This window comes from Paenibacillus sp. JCM 9796, from assembly GCF_055379675.1.
Window position 1 is genome coordinate 4,998,769 of sequence record NZ_AP043723.1, and the last position, 21,849, is coordinate 5,020,617.

20 protein-coding genes are annotated in these 21,849 nt (G+C 58.5%); 19 read left to right on the top strand and 1 reads right to left on the bottom strand.

Annotated elements, in window-relative coordinates:
• The first annotated feature begins 25 nt into the window (after window positions 1-25).
• From ACZ439_RS24010 to spoVM, 19 genes are all read left to right on the top strand, one after another.
• Window positions 26-2,812 (top strand): calcium-translocating P-type ATPase, SERCA-type, encoded by a 2,787-nt coding sequence (locus ACZ439_RS24010; RefSeq protein ID WP_464620291.1) that lies wholly within the window; start codon window positions 26-28, stop codon window positions 2,810-2,812.
• Between the two features lie 158 nt (window positions 2,813-2,970).
• Entirely contained in the window at window positions 2,971-3,819 is an 849-nt protein-coding gene (gene dapF / locus ACZ439_RS24015; RefSeq protein WP_464620292.1) for a diaminopimelate epimerase, read from the top strand.
• A 24-nt stretch (window positions 3,820-3,843) separates the two neighbouring features.
• On the top strand, window positions 3,844-5,748 hold the full coding sequence (locus ACZ439_RS24020) for a bifunctional homocysteine S-methyltransferase/methylenetetrahydrofolate reductase (protein ID WP_464620293.1): 1,905 nt from the start codon (window positions 3,844-3,846) through the stop codon (window positions 5,746-5,748).
• Between the two features lie 29 nt (window positions 5,749-5,777).
• A complete protein-coding gene (locus tag ACZ439_RS24025) occupies window positions 5,778-6,659 on the top strand; it encodes a YicC/YloC family endoribonuclease (RefSeq protein ID WP_054798757.1) in 882 nt (293 codons plus the stop codon).
• Window positions 6,660-6,735: 76 nt separating this feature from the next.
• Entirely contained in the window at window positions 6,736-6,996 is a 261-nt protein-coding gene (gene remA / locus ACZ439_RS24030; RefSeq protein WP_009672664.1) for an extracellular matrix/biofilm regulator RemA, read from the top strand.
• Window positions 6,986-7,627: a guanylate kinase gene (gene gmk, locus ACZ439_RS24035; RefSeq protein ID WP_127608473.1), complete on the top strand. Its 642-nt coding sequence runs from the start codon at window positions 6,986-6,988 to the stop codon at window positions 7,625-7,627. The genes remA and gmk overlap by 11 nt, the downstream gene beginning before the upstream one ends.
• Before the next feature lies 1 nt (window position 7,628).
• Window positions 7,629-7,844: a DNA-directed RNA polymerase subunit omega gene (gene rpoZ / locus ACZ439_RS24040; RefSeq protein WP_054798758.1), complete on the top strand. Its 216-nt coding sequence runs from the start codon at window positions 7,629-7,631 to the stop codon at window positions 7,842-7,844.
• Between the two features lie 57 nt (window positions 7,845-7,901).
• Window positions 7,902-9,125: a bifunctional phosphopantothenoylcysteine decarboxylase/phosphopantothenate--cysteine ligase CoaBC gene (gene coaBC, locus ACZ439_RS24045; protein ID WP_155615688.1), complete on the top strand. Its 1,224-nt coding sequence runs from the start codon at window positions 7,902-7,904 to the stop codon at window positions 9,123-9,125.
• Window positions 9,122-11,620: a primosomal protein N' gene (priA, locus tag ACZ439_RS24050; protein WP_155615687.1), complete on the top strand. Its 2,499-nt coding sequence runs from the start codon at window positions 9,122-9,124 to the stop codon at window positions 11,618-11,620. Before coaBC ends, priA begins: the two co-directional genes overlap by 4 nt.
• A 295-nt stretch (window positions 11,621-11,915) precedes the next feature.
• Window positions 11,916-12,401 carry a peptide deformylase gene (def, locus tag ACZ439_RS24055; RefSeq protein WP_127608470.1) on the top strand — a complete coding sequence of 162 codons (486 nt, stop codon included), beginning with the start codon at window positions 11,916-11,918 and terminating at the stop codon, window positions 12,399-12,401.
• Window positions 12,402-12,418: 17 nt separating this feature from the next.
• The gene (fmt, locus tag ACZ439_RS24060) at window positions 12,419-13,366 is read left to right on the top strand and encodes a methionyl-tRNA formyltransferase (RefSeq protein ID WP_054797036.1); all 948 of its coding nucleotides are present in this window, start codon (window positions 12,419-12,421) and stop codon (window positions 13,364-13,366) included.
• An 8-nt stretch (window positions 13,367-13,374) separates the two neighbouring features.
• On the top strand, window positions 13,375-14,886 hold the full coding sequence (gene rsmB, locus ACZ439_RS24065; protein WP_201318438.1) for a 16S rRNA (cytosine(967)-C(5))-methyltransferase RsmB: 1,512 nt from the start codon (window positions 13,375-13,377) through the stop codon (window positions 14,884-14,886).
• Window positions 14,887-14,976: 90 nt separating this feature from the next.
• Entirely contained in the window at window positions 14,977-16,059 is a 1,083-nt protein-coding gene (rlmN, locus tag ACZ439_RS24070; protein ID WP_054798204.1) for a dual-specificity RNA methyltransferase RlmN, read from the top strand.
• Window positions 16,060-16,067: 8 nt separating this feature from the next.
• Window positions 16,068-16,841 (top strand): Stp1/IreP family PP2C-type Ser/Thr phosphatase, encoded by a 774-nt coding sequence (locus ACZ439_RS24075; RefSeq protein ID WP_054798205.1) that lies wholly within the window; start codon window positions 16,068-16,070, stop codon window positions 16,839-16,841.
• An 8-nt stretch (window positions 16,842-16,849) separates the two neighbouring features.
• Complete coding sequence (gene pknB / locus ACZ439_RS24080; protein ID WP_464620294.1) at window positions 16,850-19,039, top strand: Stk1 family PASTA domain-containing Ser/Thr kinase; 2,190 nt, start codon at window positions 16,850-16,852, stop codon at window positions 19,037-19,039.
• The gene (gene rsgA, locus ACZ439_RS24085; RefSeq protein WP_201318440.1) at window positions 19,039-19,959 is read left to right on the top strand and encodes a ribosome small subunit-dependent GTPase A; all 921 of its coding nucleotides are present in this window, start codon (window positions 19,039-19,041) and stop codon (window positions 19,957-19,959) included. The genes pknB and rsgA overlap by 1 nt, the downstream gene beginning before the upstream one ends.
• A gap of 2 nt (window positions 19,960-19,961) precedes the next feature.
• Window positions 19,962-20,621 carry a ribulose-phosphate 3-epimerase gene (gene rpe / locus ACZ439_RS24090; protein ID WP_054798202.1) on the top strand — a complete coding sequence of 220 codons (660 nt, stop codon included), beginning with the start codon at window positions 19,962-19,964 and terminating at the stop codon, window positions 20,619-20,621.
• Window positions 20,622-20,628: 7 nt separating this feature from the next.
• Complete coding sequence (locus ACZ439_RS24095) at window positions 20,629-20,880, top strand: hypothetical protein (RefSeq protein WP_054800044.1); 252 nt, start codon at window positions 20,629-20,631, stop codon at window positions 20,878-20,880.
• A 484-nt stretch (window positions 20,881-21,364) separates the two neighbouring features.
• A complete protein-coding gene (spoVM, locus tag ACZ439_RS24100) occupies window positions 21,365-21,445 on the top strand; it encodes a stage V sporulation protein SpoVM (protein WP_014652194.1) in 81 nt (26 codons plus the stop codon).
• A gap of 102 nt (window positions 21,446-21,547) precedes the next feature.
• On the opposite strand, the gene rpmB is transcribed toward spoVM, so the two are convergent.
• Entirely contained in the window at window positions 21,548-21,736 is a 189-nt protein-coding gene (rpmB, locus tag ACZ439_RS24105; protein WP_054798201.1) for a 50S ribosomal protein L28, read from the bottom strand.
• Between the last annotated feature and the right edge of the window lie 113 nt (window positions 21,737-21,849).

Consider the following 21,849-nt stretch of genomic DNA (forward strand, 5'->3'; position numbering starts at 1 on the left):
CAACCTTATGGGAGGGAATGAGCAGATGAGTCAGAAACCGTGGTATCAATGGACGGCCGAGGAGATCTTGCAGTCGTCGGGAACAGAGCCCTCACAAGGCTTGAGCTGGGAGGAGGCGGACAAGCGGCTCGGCTCGCAGGGCAAGAACGAGCTGGCCGAAGGTCAGAGCATCTCGCCGATCACGTTGTTCCTGAATCAATTTAAAGATTTTATGGTGCTTGTACTGGTAGGAGCCACGCTTGTTTCCGGATTGCTCGGGGAGTATTTGGATGCCATTACGATCATTGCGATCATCATTATGAACGGCATTCTCGGCTTTGCCCAGGAGTTTCGGGCGGAGCGTTCGCTGCGCGCGCTGAAGGAACTGTCGGCCCCGAACGCCAAGGTGGTAAGAGCGGGCAAGCTCGAGCTGATTCCGGCCCGCGATCTCGTGCCCGGCGATCTCGTGCTGCTCGAAAGCGGAGACCGGGTGCCGGCCGACATTCGTTTCATCGAAACGTTCGGCACTTACATCGAGGAATCGGCTCTAACCGGAGAGTCCGTGCCGGTGGCCAAGCATACATCCCCGCTGACGCAGGACGATATTCCGCTAGGCGATCAGCGCAACCTCGGTTTCATGGGAACGATGGTCACCCGGGGAACGGCCAGAGGGGTTGTCGTACGCACCGGCATGCAGACGGAGATGGGCAAGATCGCCGATCTTATCCAGAATACCGATGCCATGGAAACGCCGCTGCAGCATCGGCTCGAGCAGCTCGGTAAAATATTGATCATCGTCGCGCTGGCGCTGACGGTGCTTGTCGTCGTCGCGGGGATTGTACACGGCCAAGAGCCTTACGGCATGTTTCTCGCGGGCGTCAGCCTGGCGGTCGCCGCGATTCCCGAAGGGCTGCCGGCGATCGTCACGATCGCGCTCGCGCTCGGCGTGCAGCGGATGATTCAGCGCAAGGCGATCGTCCGCAAGCTGCCGTCGGTCGAGACGCTCGGCTGCGCGTCGGTGATTTGCTCGGATAAGACCGGCACGCTGACACAGAACAAAATGTCCGTGACGCACCTGTGGCTGGGCGGCGAGGTGCTGGAGGTGACGGGCGACGGGTACGAGCCGAACGGGAGCATCATGAACCGGGGCAAGCCCGCCGACCTGCGCGACAATCAGATGCTCCGTCGTCTGCTCCAGGTCGCCGTGCTGTGCAATAACGCCATGCTATATGAAGAAGCGAATGAAACGAAGAAGAAGAAGGAGACGACCGAGCGGAGCGGCGTCTGGGCGATTAAAGGCGACCCGACGGAAGGCGCGCTGACCGTGCTCGGAGCAAAAGCGGGTCTTACGAAACAATCGCTCGACGGGCTGTACCGGCGCACGCTTGAGCTTCCGTTCGATTCCGAGCGGAAGCGGATGTCCGTGATCGTCGAGCATCAAGGCGGACGGATGGCATGCACGAAAGGAGCGCCGGATTTGCTCGTTCAGCAATGCGCCTATGTGCTGTGGGACGATAAAGTCATTCCGTTCACCTCGACGCTGAAGCAAAAGGTGCTCGCCGCAGCCGAGGGCATGGCCAAAAACGCGCTGCGTGTGCTCGGTCTTGCGTACCGCGATTTGAAAGCGACGGAGCGGAATCTTGACGAGTCGACCGTCGAGAGTCAGCTCGTGTTCATCGGTCTGACCGGCATGATCGATCCTCCTCGCCGCGAGGTGCGTGACGCGATCGTGAAGTGCCGCCGCGCCGGCATCAAGACGGTCATGATCACCGGCGACCATCAGACGACGGCGGAGGCGATTGCGAAGCAGCTCGGCATTTTGCAGCAGGACGGGCTGGCCTTGAACGGCCAACAGCTTGCCGCCATGAGCGACGACGAGCTGGATAAGCGGGTGAACGACGTGTTCGTGTACGCGCGCGTATCGCCGGAGCATAAGCTGCGCATCGTCAAGTCGCTGCAGCGCCAAGGCCACACGGTTGCGATGACCGGCGACGGGGTCAACGACGCGCCTGCGATCAAGGCGGCCGATATCGGCATTGCGATGGGCATCAGCGGCACGGACGTCTCCAAAGAAGCGTCGTCGCTCGTCTTGTCCGACGACAACTTCGCGACGATCGTGGCGGCGATTGAGGAAGGCCGGGGCATTTACGAGAACATCCGTAAATTCATCCGATACCTGCTGGCGTCGAATGTAGGCGAAATTATGACGATGTTCCTCGCGATGATGGCCGGCCTGCCGCTGCCGCTCGTGCCGATTCAAATTTTGTGGGTGAACCTGGTGACGGACGGGCTGCCGGCGATGGCGCTTGGCGTCGACCAGGCAGAGAGAGATTTGATGCAGCAAAAGCCGCGTTCGGCCAAAGAAAACATCTTCGCCCGCCGGCTCGGCTGGAAAATAGTCAGCCGCGGCATCTTGATCGGGCTTTGTACGCTGGCGGCATTCTACATTACGCTGAAACAGGGCGCCGATAGCCCGAACGCGCTCATGAAAGCGCAGACCGTGGCGTTCGTTACGCTGGTCATGGCTCAGTTGATTCACGTGTTTGATTGCCGCAGCTCGCGCTCGATATTCCATCGCAACCCGCTCCAGAACGTTTGGCTCGTGCTGGCGGTGGCGTCTTCGCTGCTGCTGATGTTCCCGGTGCTTTACGTCGACGCGCTGCAGCCGATCTTCAAGACGGTGCCGCTCGGTCTCGTCGATTGGGGGCTTGTGCTCGTGTTCGCGGGTATTCCGACGTTCCTTATGGGGCTGGGCAGCTTGCTCAGCACGTCCAAACGCAAACAGACGACGCTGCCCAAAGGGCGCAACCCGATGAAGCCCGTCGTCCGATAAGAATCTCTAAACATGCGGCCCGAGCCGCCTGCAGCGACGCAGGGGCTAAGGCCGTTGCTTTTTTTGGAGCGATGCGGTAAAATTTTGCGGAACCGCTTTGCAGCGTCACTTTTTTACGCTATAGTAGGGGATAAACCGTAAAAATGGGAGTTTTCGCTATGAATTTCACGAAAATGCACGGATTGGGCAACGATTTCATCGTTTTTTCCAATACGGAGACGCTTCCCGCCGACGCTTCCGAGCTGGCTGTCCGCTTGTGCGACCGCCATTTCGGGATCGGGGCCGACGGACTCGTGTTCGTGCTGCCGTCCAACCGTGCTGACTATATGATGCGCATTATCAATTCCGATGGCTCGGAGGCCGAACAATGCGGCAATGCGATCCGCTGCGCGGCGAAGTACATTTACGACAACGGGCTTGTCGATGCGGGGCAAACCGAGCTGACGATCGAGACGATCGGCGCCGGGCCGCAAGTCGTCCAGCTCCAGGTGGAGAACAGACGGGTGACCCGGGTGCGCGTCGATATGGGCGAGCCGGTACTCGCCGGCTTGCAGGTGCCGACGACGGTCGACGCCGAGCCGGTGCTGGAGCATCCGGTCGCGGTAGACGGCCGTGAATTCACGTTTACCGCCGTATCGATGGGCAATCCGCACTGCGTCATTTTCGTGGAGGACGCGGTCCGTTTCGACTTGGCCGCATGGGGGCCGAAGCTGGAAACGCACCCGCTGTTTCCGCGCCGCATCAACGTCGAGTTCGCTACGGTCAAAAGCCGGGACTATGCGGATATGCGCGTCTGGGAACGAGGCGCCGGTCCTACGCTGGCCTGCGGGACAGGCGCCTGCGCGACACTCGTTGCCGGCGTGTTGAATGGCAAAATGGACCGGAAGGGCATTGTCGCTCTGAAGGGCGGCGAGCTGCTGATCGAATGGAACGAGACGGACAACCGCGTGTACATGACCGGTCCTGCCGAGGCGGTGTATACGGGAACGCTCCCGTCACTTATATAAGAAGCAAGAAAGGGGAGGCCGCGAGTGAAACCGGATTTGAGAGAAGCGCTGCGCCGTGGCGTGCTGGTCGGAGATGGGGCGATGGGCACCTATTTATATCAAATGGGCTTTCCCGTCGGCATCTCCTACGAGGAATTGAATTTGCTCAAGCCCGACGTCATTCGGGACGTCCATCGGCGATATTATGAAGCGGGCGCGCGGTTGATCGAGACGAATACTTTCTCCGCAAACCGCGAGAAGCTGTCGAAGTTCGGTCTGGAGGGAGAAGTCGAGGCGATTAACCGGGCCGGCGTGAAGCTGGCGCGTCAAGCGGTCGGGGACGATGCCTATGTCGTCGGGGCTGTCGGTTCGATTCGCGCAGGCAAACGGAAGAACGTCCGTACCGCCAAGGTCAAGGAAGATTTGCGCCAGCAGATCGAGGTGCTGGTCGATGCGGGCGTGGACGGGCTGCTGCTTGAAACGTTTTTCGATTTGGAGGAAATGATGCTTGCGCTGAAGCTGATTCGCAAAGTCAGCTCGCTGCCGGTCATTTGCCAGTTTACGACCGAAGGCGTCGGCGCGACGATGGACGGGGTGCCGATGCCCGAGGCTTTCTCGAAGCTGCTCGCGGCTGGCGCAGACGTCGTCGGCTTCAACTGCCGCAGCGGCCCGAACGGTCTCCTGCGCTCCCTCGAACAGGCGAGCGGCATGGACGAGAAGCCGCCGTTCTCGGTGTTCCCGAACGCGGGACTGGCCGATTACGTGGACGGCCGGTATACGTTCGCCGCAACGCCGTCCTATTTCGGCGAGTCCGCCCGTAAATTCGCCGATCTCGGCGCACGCATTGTCGGCGGTTGCTGCGGCACGACGCCGGAGCATATCGCCGCCATCGCCGCCGCTCTGGAAGGCTACATGCCGAACGAGAGCGGGGCGGAGACACGGGGGATAAGCGGCGAAGCCGGCGTCTTTGCGACGAGTGAATGGCAGAAGGTGCGCGGTATCGCGATCACGGAGCCGCCACCCGCGGAGCCGACGATTGTCGATCTCGTCAAGGAACGGCCGACGGTTATCGTAGAACTCGACCCGCCTCGCGATTTGGATATCGCGAAGTTTATGCAGGGCGCGGCCGCTTTGAAGGAAGTCGGCGTCGACGCGCTGACGATGGCCGACAATTCGCTAGCCGTGACGCGGATGAGCAATCTGGCGCTCGGTTCGATCGTGCAGGAACGCGTCGGGATTCGGCCGCTTATTCACATCGCATGCCGCGACCGCAATATGATCGGTACGCAGTCGCATATGATGGGGCTGCATGCGCTGGGCATCGACCACGTGCTCGCGGTCACCGGCGATCCGGCGAAATTCGGCGATTTGCCCGGCTCCAGCTCGGTGTACGATTTGACTTCGTTCGAGATCATTCGTATGATCAAACAGCTGAATGAAGGGGTTGCTTTCTCCGGGAAGCCGTTGAAGAAGAAAGCGAACTTCATTGTCGGGGCCGCCTTCAATCCGAATGTCAAATACTTGGACAAAGCCGTGCAGCGCCTCGAACGCAAAATCGAGGCGGGCGCCGACTACATCATGACGCAGCCCGTGTACAACGCCGAACTGATCGAGAGCATCTATCAAGCGACGCGTCATGTGAACATTCCGATCTTCCTTGGCATCATGCCGCTCGCCAGCGGAGGCAATGCGGAGTACCTGCACAATGAGGTGCCCGGCATTCAATTATCCGACGATGTGCGCCGGCGCATGAACGGGTTGAAGGGCGAGGAAGGACGCGCGATGGGGGTGCAAATCGCCAAAGAACTGCTTGACGTGGCGATTTCGCGGTTTAACGGCATTTACTTGATGACGCCGTTCATGGCTTACGAGATGACCGTAGAGCTGACGCAGTACGTGTGGGAGAAGGCGGGCCGCAGGGATTTCCACTTGTCCCCACTTGCAAAATGAATTAAAATAGGGTAACGGATGTGACTGCCATGGTGACGAGTATGACCGGTTTCGGACAAGCTGAGCGTTCCATCGCCGGATTTCGGATGCAGATCGACCTCAAATCGGTGAACCATCGATACTGCGAAGTGGCGGTTCGCCTTCCGCGCGAGTTTGCCCGTTATGAGAATACGGTGAAGCAGGCGATCCAACAGCGAGTGAAGCGGGGACGCGTCGACGCGTTCGTTACGGTCGAACGGGACCGTGAGGCGCCGCTCGAGGTCGATATCGATTGGGCGCTGGCGCAAAGCTACCGCCATGCGGCCGAGGCGCTCCGCGAGAAGCTCTCGCTTACGGGCGAGCTCACGCTGCGCGAGGTGCTGGGCTTGCCGGGGATTGTGTCGTTCCGCGACAAACCGGATCTCGATGAGGAGTCGCTTGAATACGAAATCGCTGCTTGCGCCAATGCCGCCGTCTCCGAGCTTGTTTCCATGCGGGAGCGGGAAGGGAATTTTTTGCTGGGGGATATTCACAGTCGCTTGGAAGCCATCGAACGGTTCCGGCAGCACGCCGCCCGGCTTGCACCTCAGATCATTCAAGAATATGCCGTCAAGCTTAGGAGCCGCATTCAGGATATGCTGCAGCAGACGGAGCTGGACGAAACGCGTCTGGCTATGGAAGTGGCACTGTTCGCGGATCGCGCGAGCATCGATGAAGAATTGATCAGGCTGGAAAGTCACGCGGAGCAATTCCGCAAGCTGCTGAGCGAAACGGAGCCCGTCGGTCGCAAGCTCGATTTTCTCGTTCAAGAAATGAACCGGGAAGTCAATACCGTCGGCTCGAAAGCGAGTCATGCGGGTCTTGCCGCCGTCGTCGTGGATATGAAAGCGGAACTCGAGAAAATACGCGAGCAGATTCAAAATATCGAGTAAATTCGGACTATCATTCTTTCTTTTCCGCTCGCGACCGAAACGCCGAGGGAAGCAAAGAACCAGGGGGAACCATTCAATGGCGATCAAACTTATCAATATCGGTTTCGGGAACATTGTTTCCGCGAATCGAATCATTTCCATCGTCAGTCCGGAATCGGCGCCGATCAAACGGATTATCCAAGAAGCGCGAGACCGCCATATGCTGATCGATGCGACCTACGGTCGCCGTACCCGTGCTGTGATTATTACCGACAGCGATCATGTGATCTTGTCCGCCGTCCAGCCGGAAACGGTGGCACACCGACTTTCCAATAAGGACGATGATCATGACGAGTAATGTAAGTGTTTCCCCTTCGGACAAAGGGATTTTGATTGTCCTGTCCGGACCATCCGGCGTAGGCAAGGGCACCGTATGCAAAGCGCTTCGCGCCTGTGCGCCGGACATCGTTTATTCGGTATCGGCTACGACGCGTTCGCCCAGAGAGGGCGAAGTCGACGGGGTGAATTATTTTTTCAAGTCGAGGGAACACTTTCAGCAGTTGATCGAACAGGACCAAATGCTGGAATGGGCCGAGTACGTCGGTAATTTCTACGGAACCCCTCGCAAATTCGTGGAAGATACGTTGAACAGCGGGAAAGACATCATTCTGGAAATCGAAGTGCAGGGCGCCTTGAAGGTGAAACAAAAGTTCCCGAACGGCGTATTTATATTTTTGCTGCCTCCTTCGCTGACTGAACTGGAAAGCCGCATCGTCGGCCGCGGGACCGAATCGGAAGAATCCATTAGAAACCGGATGTCGGTCGCCTTGGAAGAAATCGCGATGATGGAGCAATACGATTATGCGATCGTGAACGATCAGGTCGATTTGGCCTGCCATCGCATTCGCAGCATCTTGACGGCGGAACATTGCCGCAAGGACCGCATGGTGTCAAAAATTCAACATTGGATGGAAGAGGTGAGAAAATAACATGTTGTATCCTTCCATTGACCGGCTTTTGGATAAAGTCGACAGCAAATACTCGCTCGTCGTCGCAGCCGCCAAACGGGCGCGCTTGCTGCGTGACGGAGCCAAAAGCGAAGTTCGTCAAAAACGCTCGCATAAATTTGTTGGCCTGGCGCTAGAAGAAATATACGAAGATCATATTTCGTACGAGAAGCTCCAAAACAAAGAAACGATTAAGTAAAACAACCCTTCGTGGTTGTTATTTTTTTAGCGCAGAAAGGGAGAGGGGATTCGGCGGATGTCGAAAGGGTTGAACGGAAAAACGATCGTCCTCGGCGTTAGCGGAGGCATCGCCGCTTATAAAGCGGCCGCGTTGTGCAGCAAGCTGGCGCAGGCGGGTGCTGAAGTTCGGGTCATTATGACCGCATCGGCCGTTAAGTTTGTGGCGCCGCTGACGTTCCAGACGTTATCGCGTCATGAGGTGGCAGTCGATACGTTCGACGAGAAGGATGCGTCCGTCGTCCAGCACATCGATCTCGCCGACCGTGCGGACCTGTTCGTCGTTGCGCCTGCGACGGCCAACGTGATTGGCAAAATGGCGCACGGACTTGGCGACGATATGCTCAGTACGACGCTGCTTGCGACGACGGCGCCGGTCCTGGTCGCACCGGCAATGAACGTGCATATGTACGCGCATCCGGCCGTTCAGCAAAATATGAAGACGCTGGCGGACCGCGGCGTTCGTTTCGTCGAGCCGGGTACCGGTCAATTGGCGTGCGGTTATGTAGGCAAAGGCCGGTTGGCCGAGCCGGAGGAGATCGTGCGGGCGATCGAGCAGCATTTTGCCGAAGACGGACGGTTGAAGGGGAAGCGGGTGCTGATCACGGCTGGCGCAACGCTGGAACGCATCGATCCGGTTCGCTACATCAGCAACGATTCCTCGGGCAAAATGGGGTACGCGATCGCCGAGGCGGCGGCTCGTATGGGAGCGGACGTCACGCTTGTGTCGGGCAAGGTTTCGGTTCCGGTCCCGCCGGGCGTGACGCTCGTTCAGGCGGAATCGACACTGGAGATGCGCGATGCGGTATTGTCCCGGATGGACGATCAGGATGTGATCATCAAAGCGGCGGCGGTCGCCGATTATCGGCCGGCCGAGCAGTATGAACATAAACTCAAAAAGACGGAAGACGAAATGACGATGAGGCTGGTCAAAAATCCGGACATTCTGCAGCTTGTCGGCGAACGGAAAACGAAGCAGCTCGTCGTCGGTTTTGCGGCCGAAACCCGGGATCTGGAGAAGTTCGCGATGGACAAGCTGCAACGGAAACGGTGCGATCTGCTTGTCGCGAACGACGTGACGCTGGAAGGGGCCGGCTTCGGCACCGATACGAACATCGTGCGCATCTTCGATGCGAGCGGCTTGGTCGAAGCGCTGCCGATGCTGGGTAAGCGGGAGGTCGCATCGCGGCTGCTCAGTCTGATCGCCGACCGTCTGACGAAGGGGGATGCAACGGGCGCATGATCGCCAAAGTGATAGTCGATGTCCCGGCCAAGCCGACGAATCGCGCGTTCGACTATGTGGTGCCGGAGCCGCTGCTCGAGCTCGTGGCCGTCGGCAGCCGGGTCGGCGTCCCGTTCGGCCCGCGTACGGTGCAGGGGTTCGTGGTCGAGCTGCAGAACGGATCCGATATCGACGTAAGCAAGCTGAAGCCGATCAAGCAGGTGCTCGACGTTACGCCGCCGCTTACGCCGGAGCTCGTCAAGCTTGCCCGCTGGATCGGCCGTACGTATGTGTGCCATGAAATTGTCGCCTTGCAGGCGATGATTCCCGGCGCGTTGAAGGCGAAATACGAGCGTCACGTGGCGGTCGCGGAGGAGAGCGAACGTGCAGAGACCGCAGCGATGCTGTTTCCCGAGCATCGTATGATCGTCGATTTCGTCCGCAAGCAGGAGAGCGTTGAGCTCGAGTCGCTGCTTGCGAAATTTCCCGAAGCCGGCGGGCGGATCAAGCAGCTGTTGGAGGAAGGCGTTCTTGTCGAACGGCAGATGGTCAAAGACCGGATGATGGTGAAGAAGGCGCTGACCGTGTTCCCGCCGGACGATCCGTCGCAGCTGGATGCGTGGATCGCGGAGCTACCGGCGCGCGCGGCGAAGCAGCACGAGGTGCTGCGTTTTTTTCGCGAGCAGCCGGTACCGGAGCCCGTGAAGCTGACGGATTTGCAGACCAAGCTGCATATTACGGCATCGGCGGTCAAAGGCTTGGTGGAACGCGGTTGGCTGCGGCTCGAGGAAGTGGAGGTGCGGCGGGATCCTTATGGGTCCCGCACCTTCAAGCCGACGACGCCGCTGCCGTTGACGCCTGAACAGCAGGACGTGTACGACCGGATTCGCCGGGCGGTGCTGGCCCGGGAGCGGCGCATCTTTCTGCTGCACGGCGTAACCGGAAGCGGCAAGACGGAAGTATACCTGCAGTCCATCCAGACGTGTCTGGATCAGGGACGCGAAGCGATCGTGCTCGTGCCCGAAATCTCGCTGACGCCGCAAATGGTGGAGCGATTCAAGGGCCGGTTCGGCCACCAAGTCGCCGTGCTGCACAGCCGTTTGTCGCATGGGGAGCGTTATGACGAGTGGCGCAAAATCGTACGCCGTGAGGTGCGTGTCGTGATCGGCGCAAGATCGGCGGTATTCGCGCCTTTTACGAAGCTCGGCCTCATTATTATCGATGAAGAACACGAATCGACCTATAAGCAGGAAGAGAGCCCGAAGTACCATGCGCGCGACGTGGCGATCGCCCGCGCGCGCGAGCATGGGGCATCGGTTGTGCTCGGTTCGGCGACGCCGTCGCTGGAGAGCATGTACCGCACTAGCGTTGAGGCAGAACGGCTGGCCACGGAGGACCGGCCGCGCTTCGAGCTGTTGTCGATGGCAAGCCGGGTGGAAGGCCGTCCGCTGCCTCCGGTGCATATCGTCGATATGCGGGAGGAGCTCAAGAACGGTAATCGCTCGATGTTCAGCCGCGCGTTGTATAAAGCGATCGAAGTACGGTTACACAAGAAAGAACAGATCGTTTTATTGCTGAACCGCCGCGGGTATGCGACGTTCGTCATGTGCCGCACGTGCGGGTATGTGGCTCAGTGTCCGCATTGCGACATTTCACTCACGTACCATCAGAGCTCGCGCGCCGTCCGCTGCCATTATTGCGGCTATGCGGAGCGGGAGCTGTCCGTCTGTCCGGATTGCGGGAGCGAGCATATCCGCCATTTCGGTACCGGGACACAGCGGGTGGAAGAGGAGCTCGGCAAGCTGTTTCCCGGCATCCGGGTCATCCGGATGGACGTCGATACGACGACGGAGAAAGGCTCGCACGAGAAGTGGCTGACGATGTTCCGCAACCGCCAGGCGGATGTGCTGCTCGGCACGCAGATGGTGGCCAAGGGGCTTGATTTTCCCGATGTGACCCTGGTCGGAGCGCTGGCCGCCGATTCGGTGCTGAATCTGCCGGATTTTCGTGCGGCCGAACGGACGTTCCAGCTGCTGACGCAGGTAGCGGGCCGGGCCGGACGCCACCAGCTGCCGGGCGAGGTGTTCGTGCAGACGTACACACCGGAGCATTACAGCATCGTCAGCGCCAGCCGTCACGATTATTTGGGCTTCATGCGCAAGGAAATGCTGATGCGCAAGCTTCACCATTACCCGCCGTTTCATCAGCTGGTGCTGATTACGCTGTCTCACGAACAGGTGCAGCTGCTGATTCGTTCCGGGGAAGCGCTGGCCGGACGGTTGAAGGCGCTCGCGGTCGCTTTGCCGAAAGACTCGACGGAGTTTGAGGTCTTGGGCCCCGTCGCTTCGCCGATCTCCCGGATCAAAGATAGATATCGATTCCAATGCATGATAAAATATCGGGGAGATTCCCGCATCGAAGAGCTTGTGCAGCAAGCGGTTTCGGTGCTCGACGAACCGGTGAAGCAGCACAAGCTGACCGTCTCGATCGATGTGGACCCGCAGATCTTGATGTAAGCCGCAAGGAGAAGCCGACTTGAACGCTTATTCGTCGGGTCGGCAAGCGTTGTTGAGGAAATAGCGGAGCCTCGAGTTCGTTATTTGCAGGTTGGCAAGCTTGTTTCCGGAACCGGGCGGCGTTTGAAACAGATAGCGTACGGAAGTTCCGCTATGATCCGGAGAAGTCCGTATTCGAAACAGACGGTGTTCTTGTTCCTCTTATTCCTGACGTTACCTTGTGCAGCTGCTCTACATACTATAGGTCTTAGAAGCAACAGCAAGTCATGTTTACTATAGAAAGGTGCTGAACGTTATGGCAATTAAAATCATCGTGAAAGATCCGGACCCCGTTCTGCGGGAAAAAAGCAAGCCGGTGCCGAAAATTACACCCAACATTCATAAGCTGCTGGATGATATGGCCGATACGATGTACGATGCGGAAGGGGTAGGCTTGGCAGCGCCGCAAATCGGTATTTTGAAGCGTGTCATTGTGATGGACGTCGGCGACGAGCACGGGTTGATCGAGCTGATTAACCCGGAAATTATCGAGAAGGACGGCGAACAATTCGGGCCGGAAGGCTGCCTGAGCATTCCCGGACTTCGCGGGGACGTGCGCCGGGCTGAGCGCGTGAAGGTGAAAGGCTTGAACCGCAACGGCGAAGAAATCGTAATTGAAGGCAGGGAACTGCTCGCCCGCTGCATTCAGCATGAAGTGGATCACTTGGACGGGATTTTGTATACGGACTTGGCGGAGTCGATGTATCGAACGCCTGAAGATTCGGAGCAGGACGAAGCATGAGTGTGAGAGTCGTCTTTATGGGAACGCCGGAATTTGCTGTTCCGGCGCTGCAAGCTTTACTGCGGTTCGACGGAGTCCGCGTGGTCGGGGTTGTGACGCAGCCGGACCGTCCCGTCGGACGCAAGCGTGTGCTGACACCGACGCCGGTTAAGGTCGAGGCCGAGAAGCACGCCCTGCCCGTACTGCAGCCGGAGCGTCTGCGACGGCCGGAATCGGTGGAAGCGATTCGCGAGCTGAAGCCGGATTTGATCGTCACCGCCGCTTACGGTCAAATTTTACCGAAGTCGGTGCTCGACCTGCCGAAGCTCGGCTGCATCAACATTCACGCTTCGCTGCTGCCGAAATACAGAGGCGGCGCGCCGATTCACTACGCCGTCATGAACGGTGACAAAGTGACCGGCGTCACGATCATGTACATGGCCGAAGGACTTGATACGGGCGATATGATCAGCCGTATCGAGGTGCCGATCGGCGACGAAGATACAACCGGTACGATGTTCGATAAATTAAGCGCCGCCGGGGCGGCGCTGCTGGAGTCGACGCTGCCGGACTTGCTGGCCGGGCGCGTACAAGCGGTGCCGCAGGCGGATAGCGATGCGGTATACTCGCCCAACATCACGCGCGAGCAGGAGCGGATCGACTGGAACCAGCCGGCCACGGCCATCTGGAATCTGGTGCGCGCGCTGCACCCGCGTCCGGGCGCCTATACGCTATGGAACGGCGAGGTGCTGAAAATATGGGCGTGCGCCAAGCCGAATGCAGCGGAAGTTGCGAGGGCCGGCGTTCAGCCGGGCACTGTGCTGGAAGTGGGCCCCGGCGGCATCGTCGTAGCCGCAGGCGAAGGCGTGCTGCGGATTACGGAGCTGCAGCCGGCAGGCAAGAAAGCGATGGACGCCGCTACGTTCGTGCGGGGCGGACAATTGGCGCCCGGCACGGTGCTGGGTTCGCAGGATGACGGGAGCTGAGATCTAACATGAGCGACACAAGGAAAGCAGGGGCGGACAGCCGCCGCGAAGGGCAGCCGTCTGCCGGATCGCCGCAACGTGCGGGCAACGTACGCGGAGCCGGGACGAGAGGAACGTCCGGAGCAGGACGCGGGGCGGGGCGCCCGAACGCATCGGGCGGCAGGAGCGGTCCCGCCGTTAAACCGCCGGCCCGCAAGCCTGTGCGGGGCACGGCCCGGGAAGCGGCTCTCGACGTGCTGACGCGGATCGACGCCGACCGCGCTTACAGCAACCTGCTGCTGAACCAAACGCTGCAGGCGTACAAGCTTGATAAGCCGGATGCGGGCCTCGCGACGGAAATCGTATACGGGACGGTGCAGCGACTCAATACGATCGATTATTTCTTAACGCCTTTTGTGGCGAAAGGGCTGGCGAAGCTGGAGCCGTGGGTGCGAAGCTTGCTGCGTCTAAGCTTCTATCAGCTGTATTACTTGGACCGGATTCCCGACCACGCGATCGTGAACGAAGCGGTCAATCTGGCGAAGCGCCGCGGCCATTCGGGCATCTCAGGCATGGTGAACGGCGTGCTGCGCAATGTGCTCCGGCGCAAAGGCGAGCTTGCGCTGCCGGCGGATTTACCGCCAGCGGCGCGAATCGCGCTCGAAGAGTCGCACCCCGAATGGATGGTGCGGCGCTGGATCGCGCAGTACGGCGAATCCGCAGCGCGCGACTTGTGCCGCGCAAACAACGAGCCGCCCCGGGTCAGCTTGCGCGCCAATCGTCTGCGGCTCGATCCGCAGACGCTGATCGAGCGGCTGCAGAAGCAGGGCCTGGACGCGCAGGCCTCCGCGCTGGCGCCTTCCGGCGTCGTCGTTCGAGGCGGCGGCAACATGGCGCTGACGCCCGAGTTCGCAAGCGGCCTGTTCTCCGTGCAGGACGAGAGCTCGATGCTCGTCGCCGAATGGGTCGATCCGCAGCCGGGCGAACGGGTGCTCGACTGCTGCGCGGCGCCGGGGGGCAAGACGACGCATATGGCCGAGAAGATGGGCGATCGCGGCGAGATCGTCGCTTGCGACGTGCACGAGCACAAGGCGCAGCTGATCGCCGGGCAAGCGGATCGACTTGACCTGAAGTCGATCCGCACGATGACCGCCGACGCCCGCGAGCTTGACCGCTATTTTCCGCCGGGGAGCTTTGACCGGATCCTGCTCGATGCCCCGTGCTCGGGGCTCGGGGTCATCCGCCGCAAGCCGGACTTGAAGTGGGCCAAAACGGAAGCGGAAATCGCAGCCGTCTGCAGCATTCAGCGCGACCTCCTCGCGGCGGTCGCACCGCTGCTGAAGCCGGGCGGCGTGCTCGTTTACAGCACGTGTACGGTGGAGAAGGCCGAGAACGAAGAGATGGTGCAAAGCTTTTTGCGCGAGCACCCCGATTTTTCGGCGGACGCGCCTCCGGGCGGGCCGGCGGCGATGCGCCAGCTGATGCCGTACGAATACGGCTCGGACGGCTTTTTTATCGCCCGTCTGCGCAAACGAGCATAAGCGTTTAAAATGTGGTAAAATAAAACGTGGCCTTTTCGGCAGTATTGCCCGAAGGGCCTTCAATTTAGAAAAAACGGGTCGTGATAAGATATGGAACTGCCAGCAAGCAAAATGCCCACCAACCTTAAGCCCTACGTCTACGATTATACGTTAGAGGATTGGCAGGCTTGGGTGAAAGAGAACGGAGAGTCGGGCTTTCGCGCCGGCCAAATTTTTGACTGGTTATATGTGAAAAGAGTTTCAAGCTTCGACGCGATGACGAACCTGCCGAAATCGCTGCGGGACAAGCTGCGGGATCAGTTCGACTTCGTCACGTTAAACGAAGTGGCGCACTACCGGTCCAAAGACGGTACCGTGAAGTTTCTATTCGAATTAACGGATAAGAACGCGATCGAAACGGTCATCATGAAGCACAGCTACGGCAACAGCATTTGCGTCACGACGCAAGTCGGCTGCCGGATCGGCTGTACGTTCTGCGCTTCCACGCTAGGCGGCTTGAAGCGGAATTTGACCTCGGGCGAAATTATCGCACAGGTGGTCAAGGCCCAGCAACTGCTCGATGAAACGGAAGAGCGCGTCAGCAGCATCGTCATCATGGGCATTGGCGAGCCGTTCGAGAACTATGACGCCGTCATGAAGTTTCTCAAGGTGATGATTCATCCGAAAGGTCTGAACATCGGGCAGCGCCACATTACGGTATCGACGAGCGGCATCGTGCCGAACATTTACCGTTTTGCGGACGAAGATACGCAGATCAATCTGGCGATCTCGATACACGCGCCAAACGACGAGCTGCGTTCCAAGCTGATGCCGGTGAACCGGCGCTATCCTTTTGCCGACTTGCTGGAAGCCTGTCGTTACTATGTGGCCAAGACCGGCCGCCGCATCACGTTCGAATACGCTTTGATGGGGAATGTAAACGACAGACCGGAGCATGCGGAGGAGCTGGCTCGGGTGCTCAAGACGTTCCCGATGGCTCACGTCAACCTCATCCCGGTCAACTTCGTATCCGAGCGCGACTACGTGCGTACGCCGCGCAACGATATCTTCGCGTTCCAGCGCATTCTCGAGAAGAACAAAGTGAACGCCACGATCCGCCGCGAGCAGGGCAGCGACATCGCCGCGGCTTGCGGACAATTGCGGGCGAAGCATATGGAGTCGGGTGCGAGGTGAAACCTACGATGTTGAAAATGGCCTTTTTATCCGATATTGGACGGGTCCGCACGGTCAATGAAGACCGTGCGCTCGTTCAGGATCAACCGGACGGATGGGCGCTCGCCATCGTCGCCGACGGCATGGGCGGTCATCAGGCGGGCGATATCGCAAGCGCAATGGCGATCGAATGGATTCCGCAAGGTCTGCATCCAATGGACGCTGATCTGAACGGCGAGCAGCGGGGCCAGCGTCTGCGTTCGGCGATCGAAAAAGCGAATGAGAAAATATTTGAGTACGCTTCCGAGCGGGAAAACTACCACGGAATGGGAACGACGGTGGTCGCTGTTCTGGCCAGCAGTGAATCCGCTGTGATCGCGCATATCGGGGACAGCCGGGCTTACCGCATTCGCGGCGGTCATATCGAACAGCTGACGGAGGATCATTCGCTCGTGAACGAGCTGGTCAAGAGCGGGCAAATCAGCCGTGAAGAGGCGGAACACCATCCGCGCCGCAATGTGTTGACACGGGCGCTGGGCACGGAGCCTACGATCGAGGTTGACGTGCAGGAAATTTCCTGGCAGTCCGGCGACATGCTGCTGCTGTGCAGCGACGGCCTTAGCGGTCTCGTGGACCAGCAGCGCATTTTACATACGGTGTTGGGAGAAGGCGATCTTGAGGACAAAGTTCGCGGCTTGATCAACGAAGCGCTGGCTGCGGGCGGCGACGATAACGTCACTGTCGTATTGATGGCTAACGATTCCCGGCATCGGGCGTCGGAACCTAACGGAGAAGCGGGGTGAGGGATGGAATGATCGGCAGACAGCTAGGAGGACGTTACGAAATTCTCGAGCGGGTCGGCGGCGGAGGAATGGCCATCGTATACAAAGGACTAGATATTTTATTACATCGACATGTGGCCGTGAAAGTGCTCCGCCAGCAGTACGTGCACGACGAGGAATTCATCCAGCGGTTCCGCCGCGAAGCGCAAGCGGCCGCCTCCTTATCGCATCCGAATGTGGTCAGCATCTACGACGTCGGTCAGGAAGAAGACGTGCATTACATCGTGATGGAGTACATCGAAGGGACGACCTTGAACGATTTGATTAAAACGAGGGCGCCTCTGCAGGTGGAAGAAGCCGTGCATATCGCCGGTCAAATCTGCGATGCGCTCGATCACGCACACCATAATCAAATCATCCATCGCGACATCAAGCCGCACAATATCCTGATTGGCAAAAACGGACGCGTCAAAGTGACCGATTTCGGCATCGCGCGCGCCGTTACATCCTCTACGATCACACAAACCGGCTCGGTGGTCGGTTCGGTGCATTATTTCTCGCCGGAGCATGCCAAAGGTACGCCGACCGGCGAGCAATCCGATTTGTACTCGCTAGGGATCGTCATGTACCAAATGCTGACCGGTCGTCTTCCTTTTCTCGGGGAGAGCCCGATCAGCGTCGCACTGAAGCATTTGCAGGAGGACGTCGAGGAGCCGCGCAAAGTAAATCCGCTCATTCCGCAGAGCGTCGAGAACGTCATTTTGCGGGCGATGCGGAAAAGCACGACGGAACGGTATCGTTCCGCCAAAGAAATGCTCGGCGATCTGGAATCGTGCCTGCTGCCGCATCGCCGAAACGAGCCGAAGGTCAACTTCCTCGATGACGACGAGCTCGATGAAGAACGGACGCGCGTCATGCCGGCTCTAAGGCCCGACCAATTTACGATCGACCGTTCCTCGCTGCAGGCAGCCGAGGACGACGAGGACGATGAGGAGGAACCTGCGGCTCCGCGCAAGAAGAAACGCTGGGTAAAGCCGCTGGTTATCATCCTTGTGCTGCTTGCGGTGCTGGGCGGCATGTGGTATGCGGTCGGTGTGGTTAAGGCTAAAGTGATGATCGAGCGGGTGGACGTCCCGACCGTCGTCGGCCTGCAGCTCGTGCAAGCGCAGCAGATGCTGCACGACGCGAAGCTGGAATCGGAATTCGAGTACGTCAAGGATGACAAAAATTCGCCTAAGGACACGGTTGTCCGTCAAAGCCATTCCGACATGAAGGTGAATGTCGGCTCGAAGATTACGCTGTACGTCAGCCAAGGGCCGGATAAGAAAAAAATGCCCGACCTGGTGAAATTGAAGCTTGGCGATGCGACAACGCGGTTGAAGGAGCTGGGCATCGCCGAGAAGAACATCGTCGTCGAATCGAAGTTTATGGACGAGCCGCCGGACACGGTCGTGAGCCAGACGCCGGCGGCGGACGAAGAATTCGCCGATCCGGCGGCCGTCATGGTGAAGCTGGTTGTGTCCAAAGGGCGCGAATCCATCCCGATGCCGAATTTGATCGGCAAGACGGAGAATGAAGCGAAAAACATGCTGCTGGTCAACAACCTGAAGCTCGCTAAGGATGGAATTACCTACGAGGCTAGCTATAAGCAATCGAAGGGCAAGGTCATCGGGCAGTTCCCTTACCAGCCGAATGATTCCGTGCCGCCGGGAACAGAAATCACGTTAACGGTCAGTTCGGGTCTTCCGGAAGAAGCCGGACCGATGTCCGTCAGCATACCGATCAAGCCTGCGCAAGAGGGGAAAGCGTCAACGGTCAAAATTTTGTTGACCGACGCGACTTACGACACGCCGACGGAATATCAAACGCTGAGCAACGTAACGAAGACGGAGATGCTTCAAGTGAAGCTGGTCGTGTCCCCGGATAAAAACGCGGTCATCCAGGTTAAGGTGGATAACAATATCGCCGATCTGATTACGGTGACGTATCAGGATTATTTGATGCAAAAAAGCGGCAAGCCTGTAACGCCGGGCACTGGAACGCCGAATACCGGCGCCGGCGGGACGGGGATTCAGCAGCAGGGCGGCACCAACAAGCCGGCCGGGACGGATAGTCAGGCTCCTGCAAACAACGGCGGGGCGAAGCCCGCGCAGGGCGGCACAAGCGTGCCGGCCGGAGGAGCAAGCGGAAATACGACAACGGGAGGCCGAATGTCATAATGCCCAACGGATTGATCGTCAAGGCATTAAGCGGATATTACTACGTGCTGGCGGAAGGGTCCCACGATTCCGAATATATTCAATGCCGGGCGCGCGGCGTCTTCAAGAAGCGGAACATCTCGCCGCTGGTCGGAGACCGGGTCGCTTACGAATTGACGGAGAACGGGGAAGGAACGGTCACGGAAATTTTGCCTCGGTCCTCGGAGCTCGTGCGTCCACCGATCGCCAACGTGGAACAAGTCGTTCTTGTGTTTTCGGTCGGGGAGCCGGCGCTTAACATTCCGCTGCTCGATAAATTTCTCGTGCATACCGAAAGCGCGGGACTGGATACGATCATTTGCTTGACGAAGCGGGATTTGTGGTCCCCGTCCGCATCGGACAAGACGGATGAGGATTCGTCGGAGGAGCTTGAGGCGGTCGTGCGTTTGTACGAGTCGATCGGCTATCCGGTGCTTGTCACGAGCTCCAAGGAAGGGGTCGGCGTGGAAGAGGTGCGTAAACGTCTCTCCGGACGGATCAGCGTGTTCGCGGGTCAGTCGGGCGTCGGCAAGTCGACGCTGCTTAATGCGATGATTCCCGGGCTGCAGCTGGAAACGAACGAAATCAGCATGAAGCTTGGCCGGGGCAAGCATACGACGCGTCATGTCGAGCTGCTGCGCCTGCCGAACGGCGGCATAGTCGCCGATACGCCGGGGTTCAGCCAGCTTGACTTTCTGCAGGTTGACGCCGAAGGTCTCGGCGCATGCTTCCGCGAGTTCGCGCCGTTCGCGGCGCAATGCCGATTCCGCGGCTGCCTTCATCTGCACGAGCCTGATTGTAAAGTGCAGGAAGCGATGGAGCAGGGGCGGATCGCGGCCTCGCGGTATTCGGATTACGTACTGTTTCTGGAAGAAATCCGCGGTCAAAAAAGGAGGTATTAACGATGCTGCGCATAGCGCCATCGATTCTTTCCGCCGACTTCGCCCGTCTGGGCGAGGAGGTGGCAGACGTGGAGCAGGGCGGAGCCGATTGGCTTCACGTCGATGTGATGGACGGGCACTTCGTGCCGAATATGACGATCGGACCGCTTGTGGTGGAAGCCCTTCGGCCGAGAACGAAGCTTCCGCTCGACGTTCACCTGATGATCGAACAACCGGATCGTTATGTGCCGGCGTTCGCCAAAGCCGGCGCAGATCTGATCTCCGTGCATGCGGAAGCGTGCGTGCATCTGCACCGCACGCTTCACGGCATTAAAGAGCAGGGAGTCAAGGCGGGAGTTGTCTTAAACCCGGCTACGCCGTTATCGGCGATCGAATACGCGCCGCTGGAAATCGTGGACTTGGTGCTCGTCATGACGGTAAACCCCGGCTTCGGGGGCCAAAGCTTCATTCCGGGGTCGCTGGAGAAAATTCGTTCGCTGCGTAAGATGTTGAATGAGCGGGGTTTGGCGCACATCGACATCGAAGTGGACGGAGGCATCAATGCCGAGACGGCCAAGCTTGTGGCGGCTGCCGGGGCCAACGTGCTGGTGGCGGGCAACGCGGTGTTCGGCCAACCGGACCGTGCCGCCGCGATCCGCGCCATTCGCGGGGAGGAGCGCTGATTCCAGTTTGCGTGCGGCAAAAGTTGTGGTGTTCGGCCTGTCAGGCGGCGGTCTTATCTTTCTATTCTCGATTATGCAGGATCTGAGCAAGTATGTGTTCTCACTGGGAGCACTGTACGTCGGCTACCAGTTTTTTACGCGCAACGACTCGCGCGCCATGCGCATCGGTTTTGTCGCCGCGGCAGTCGGCTTTTACTTTCTGTTCATATGCTTCTACGCGGTGTTTTTGTTTATGAACGAACCTGCGCAGCCGGCTTGACGCTGTGTAAGCGCCGCTCCAACTTATCGGTTGGGGCGGCGTTTTTTTTCGGGCGTGAGCTGTACATGGCGGACGCATCGGCATTAACATCCGGCTCACCTTGTGCCCCTCCTTCAAACCAAGCGTGACACCTGCAGCGAATCGGCGTGCCCGGCGTGCTGCTATCTTGCTTAGGGTCAAGCGGGAAAGCCGAGAGGAAGAAAGTCCCCCGGACTGCGTAAATCTTGTCTCGTGTGAAGTCATAATTAATCGGAGGAGTTAATAATATAAAGTAAAAAGTTATGGCTCTAGCATGCCATTGGATGTGTGAACCGGAAGAAAAAGGTAAGTCACCTTTGGGGAGCGGTACGAATATAATGCTTACGAGAATGGTTTTGCCGGGCAAAGCCGAGCAACTGCTTACGAAGCGACTTTGCTTTCGCAAAGCTTATGACTATGCTGACGAAGTGGCTTTGCCAGTCAAAGCCCGGGAGGAGGATGCAAAATGAAATTTTACACAATCAAGCTTCCGAAGTTTTTAGGTGGGTTTGTGAAGGCGGTACTTAATACATTCAGTAAAAACTGAACGTACGCCACCCATACTTATACGGGTCGACTTGCAGCCTTCGAAGTTCGGGGCAAACTAAAAAAGCACCTGAAACAGGTGCTTTTTGTCTGCAAGCGCAGATTACACGCGAGTTACTTTGCCGGATTTCAAAGCCTTCGTGCTTACCCAAACACGTTTAGGTTTGCCGTCCACCAGAATGCGGACCTTTTGCACGTTAACTCCCCATGTGCGTTTCGCTTTGTTGTTCGCATGGGATACGTGGTTTCCAGTGCTCGGACTTTTACCGGTAATAAAACATTTACGGGACATGTGTTACACCTCCTTAAAGCATACGCGCTCAAAGCATACTTAACTATGATAGCACAGTGGGTAAAAGCCGTCAACGGAACGAAAGGACAATCTTGGCACTTTTCATGGAAGTT

Coding starts and splice junctions, on each gene's coding strand:
- spoVM (WP_014652194.1), top strand. CDS start 21,365: ATGAAATTTTACACAATCAAGCTTCCGAAGTTTTTAGGTGGGTTTGTG.
- coaBC (WP_155615688.1), top strand. CDS start 7,902: ATGTCGAAAGGGTTGAACGGAAAAACGATCGTCCTCGGCGTTAGCGGA.
- gmk (WP_127608473.1), top strand. CDS start 6,986: ATGACGAGTAATGTAAGTGTTTCCCCTTCGGACAAAGGGATTTTGATT.
- rsgA (WP_201318440.1), top strand. CDS start 19,039: ATGCCCAACGGATTGATCGTCAAGGCATTAAGCGGATATTACTACGTG.
- remA (WP_009672664.1), top strand. CDS start 6,736: ATGGCGATCAAACTTATCAATATCGGTTTCGGGAACATTGTTTCCGCG.
- rsmB (WP_201318438.1), top strand. CDS start 13,375: ATGAGCGACACAAGGAAAGCAGGGGCGGACAGCCGCCGCGAAGGGCAG.
- ACZ439_RS24025 (WP_054798757.1), top strand. CDS start 5,778: ATGGTGACGAGTATGACCGGTTTCGGACAAGCTGAGCGTTCCATCGCC.
- def (WP_127608470.1), top strand. CDS start 11,916: ATGGCAATTAAAATCATCGTGAAAGATCCGGACCCCGTTCTGCGGGAA.
- priA (WP_155615687.1), top strand. CDS start 9,122: ATGATCGCCAAAGTGATAGTCGATGTCCCGGCCAAGCCGACGAATCGC.
- rpoZ (WP_054798758.1), top strand. CDS start 7,629: ATGTTGTATCCTTCCATTGACCGGCTTTTGGATAAAGTCGACAGCAAA.
- fmt (WP_054797036.1), top strand. CDS start 12,419: ATGGGAACGCCGGAATTTGCTGTTCCGGCGCTGCAAGCTTTACTGCGG.
- rpmB (WP_054798201.1), bottom strand. CDS start 21,736: ATGTCCCGTAAATGTTTTATTACCGGTAAAAGTCCGAGCACTGGAAAC.
- ACZ439_RS24010 (WP_464620291.1), top strand. CDS start 26: ATGAGTCAGAAACCGTGGTATCAATGGACGGCCGAGGAGATCTTGCAG.
- rlmN (WP_054798204.1), top strand. CDS start 14,977: ATGGAACTGCCAGCAAGCAAAATGCCCACCAACCTTAAGCCCTACGTC.
- dapF (WP_464620292.1), top strand. CDS start 2,971: ATGAATTTCACGAAAATGCACGGATTGGGCAACGATTTCATCGTTTTT.
- ACZ439_RS24075 (WP_054798205.1), top strand. CDS start 16,068: ATGTTGAAAATGGCCTTTTTATCCGATATTGGACGGGTCCGCACGGTC.
- pknB (WP_464620294.1), top strand. CDS start 16,850: ATGATCGGCAGACAGCTAGGAGGACGTTACGAAATTCTCGAGCGGGTC.
- rpe (WP_054798202.1), top strand. CDS start 19,962: ATGCTGCGCATAGCGCCATCGATTCTTTCCGCCGACTTCGCCCGTCTG.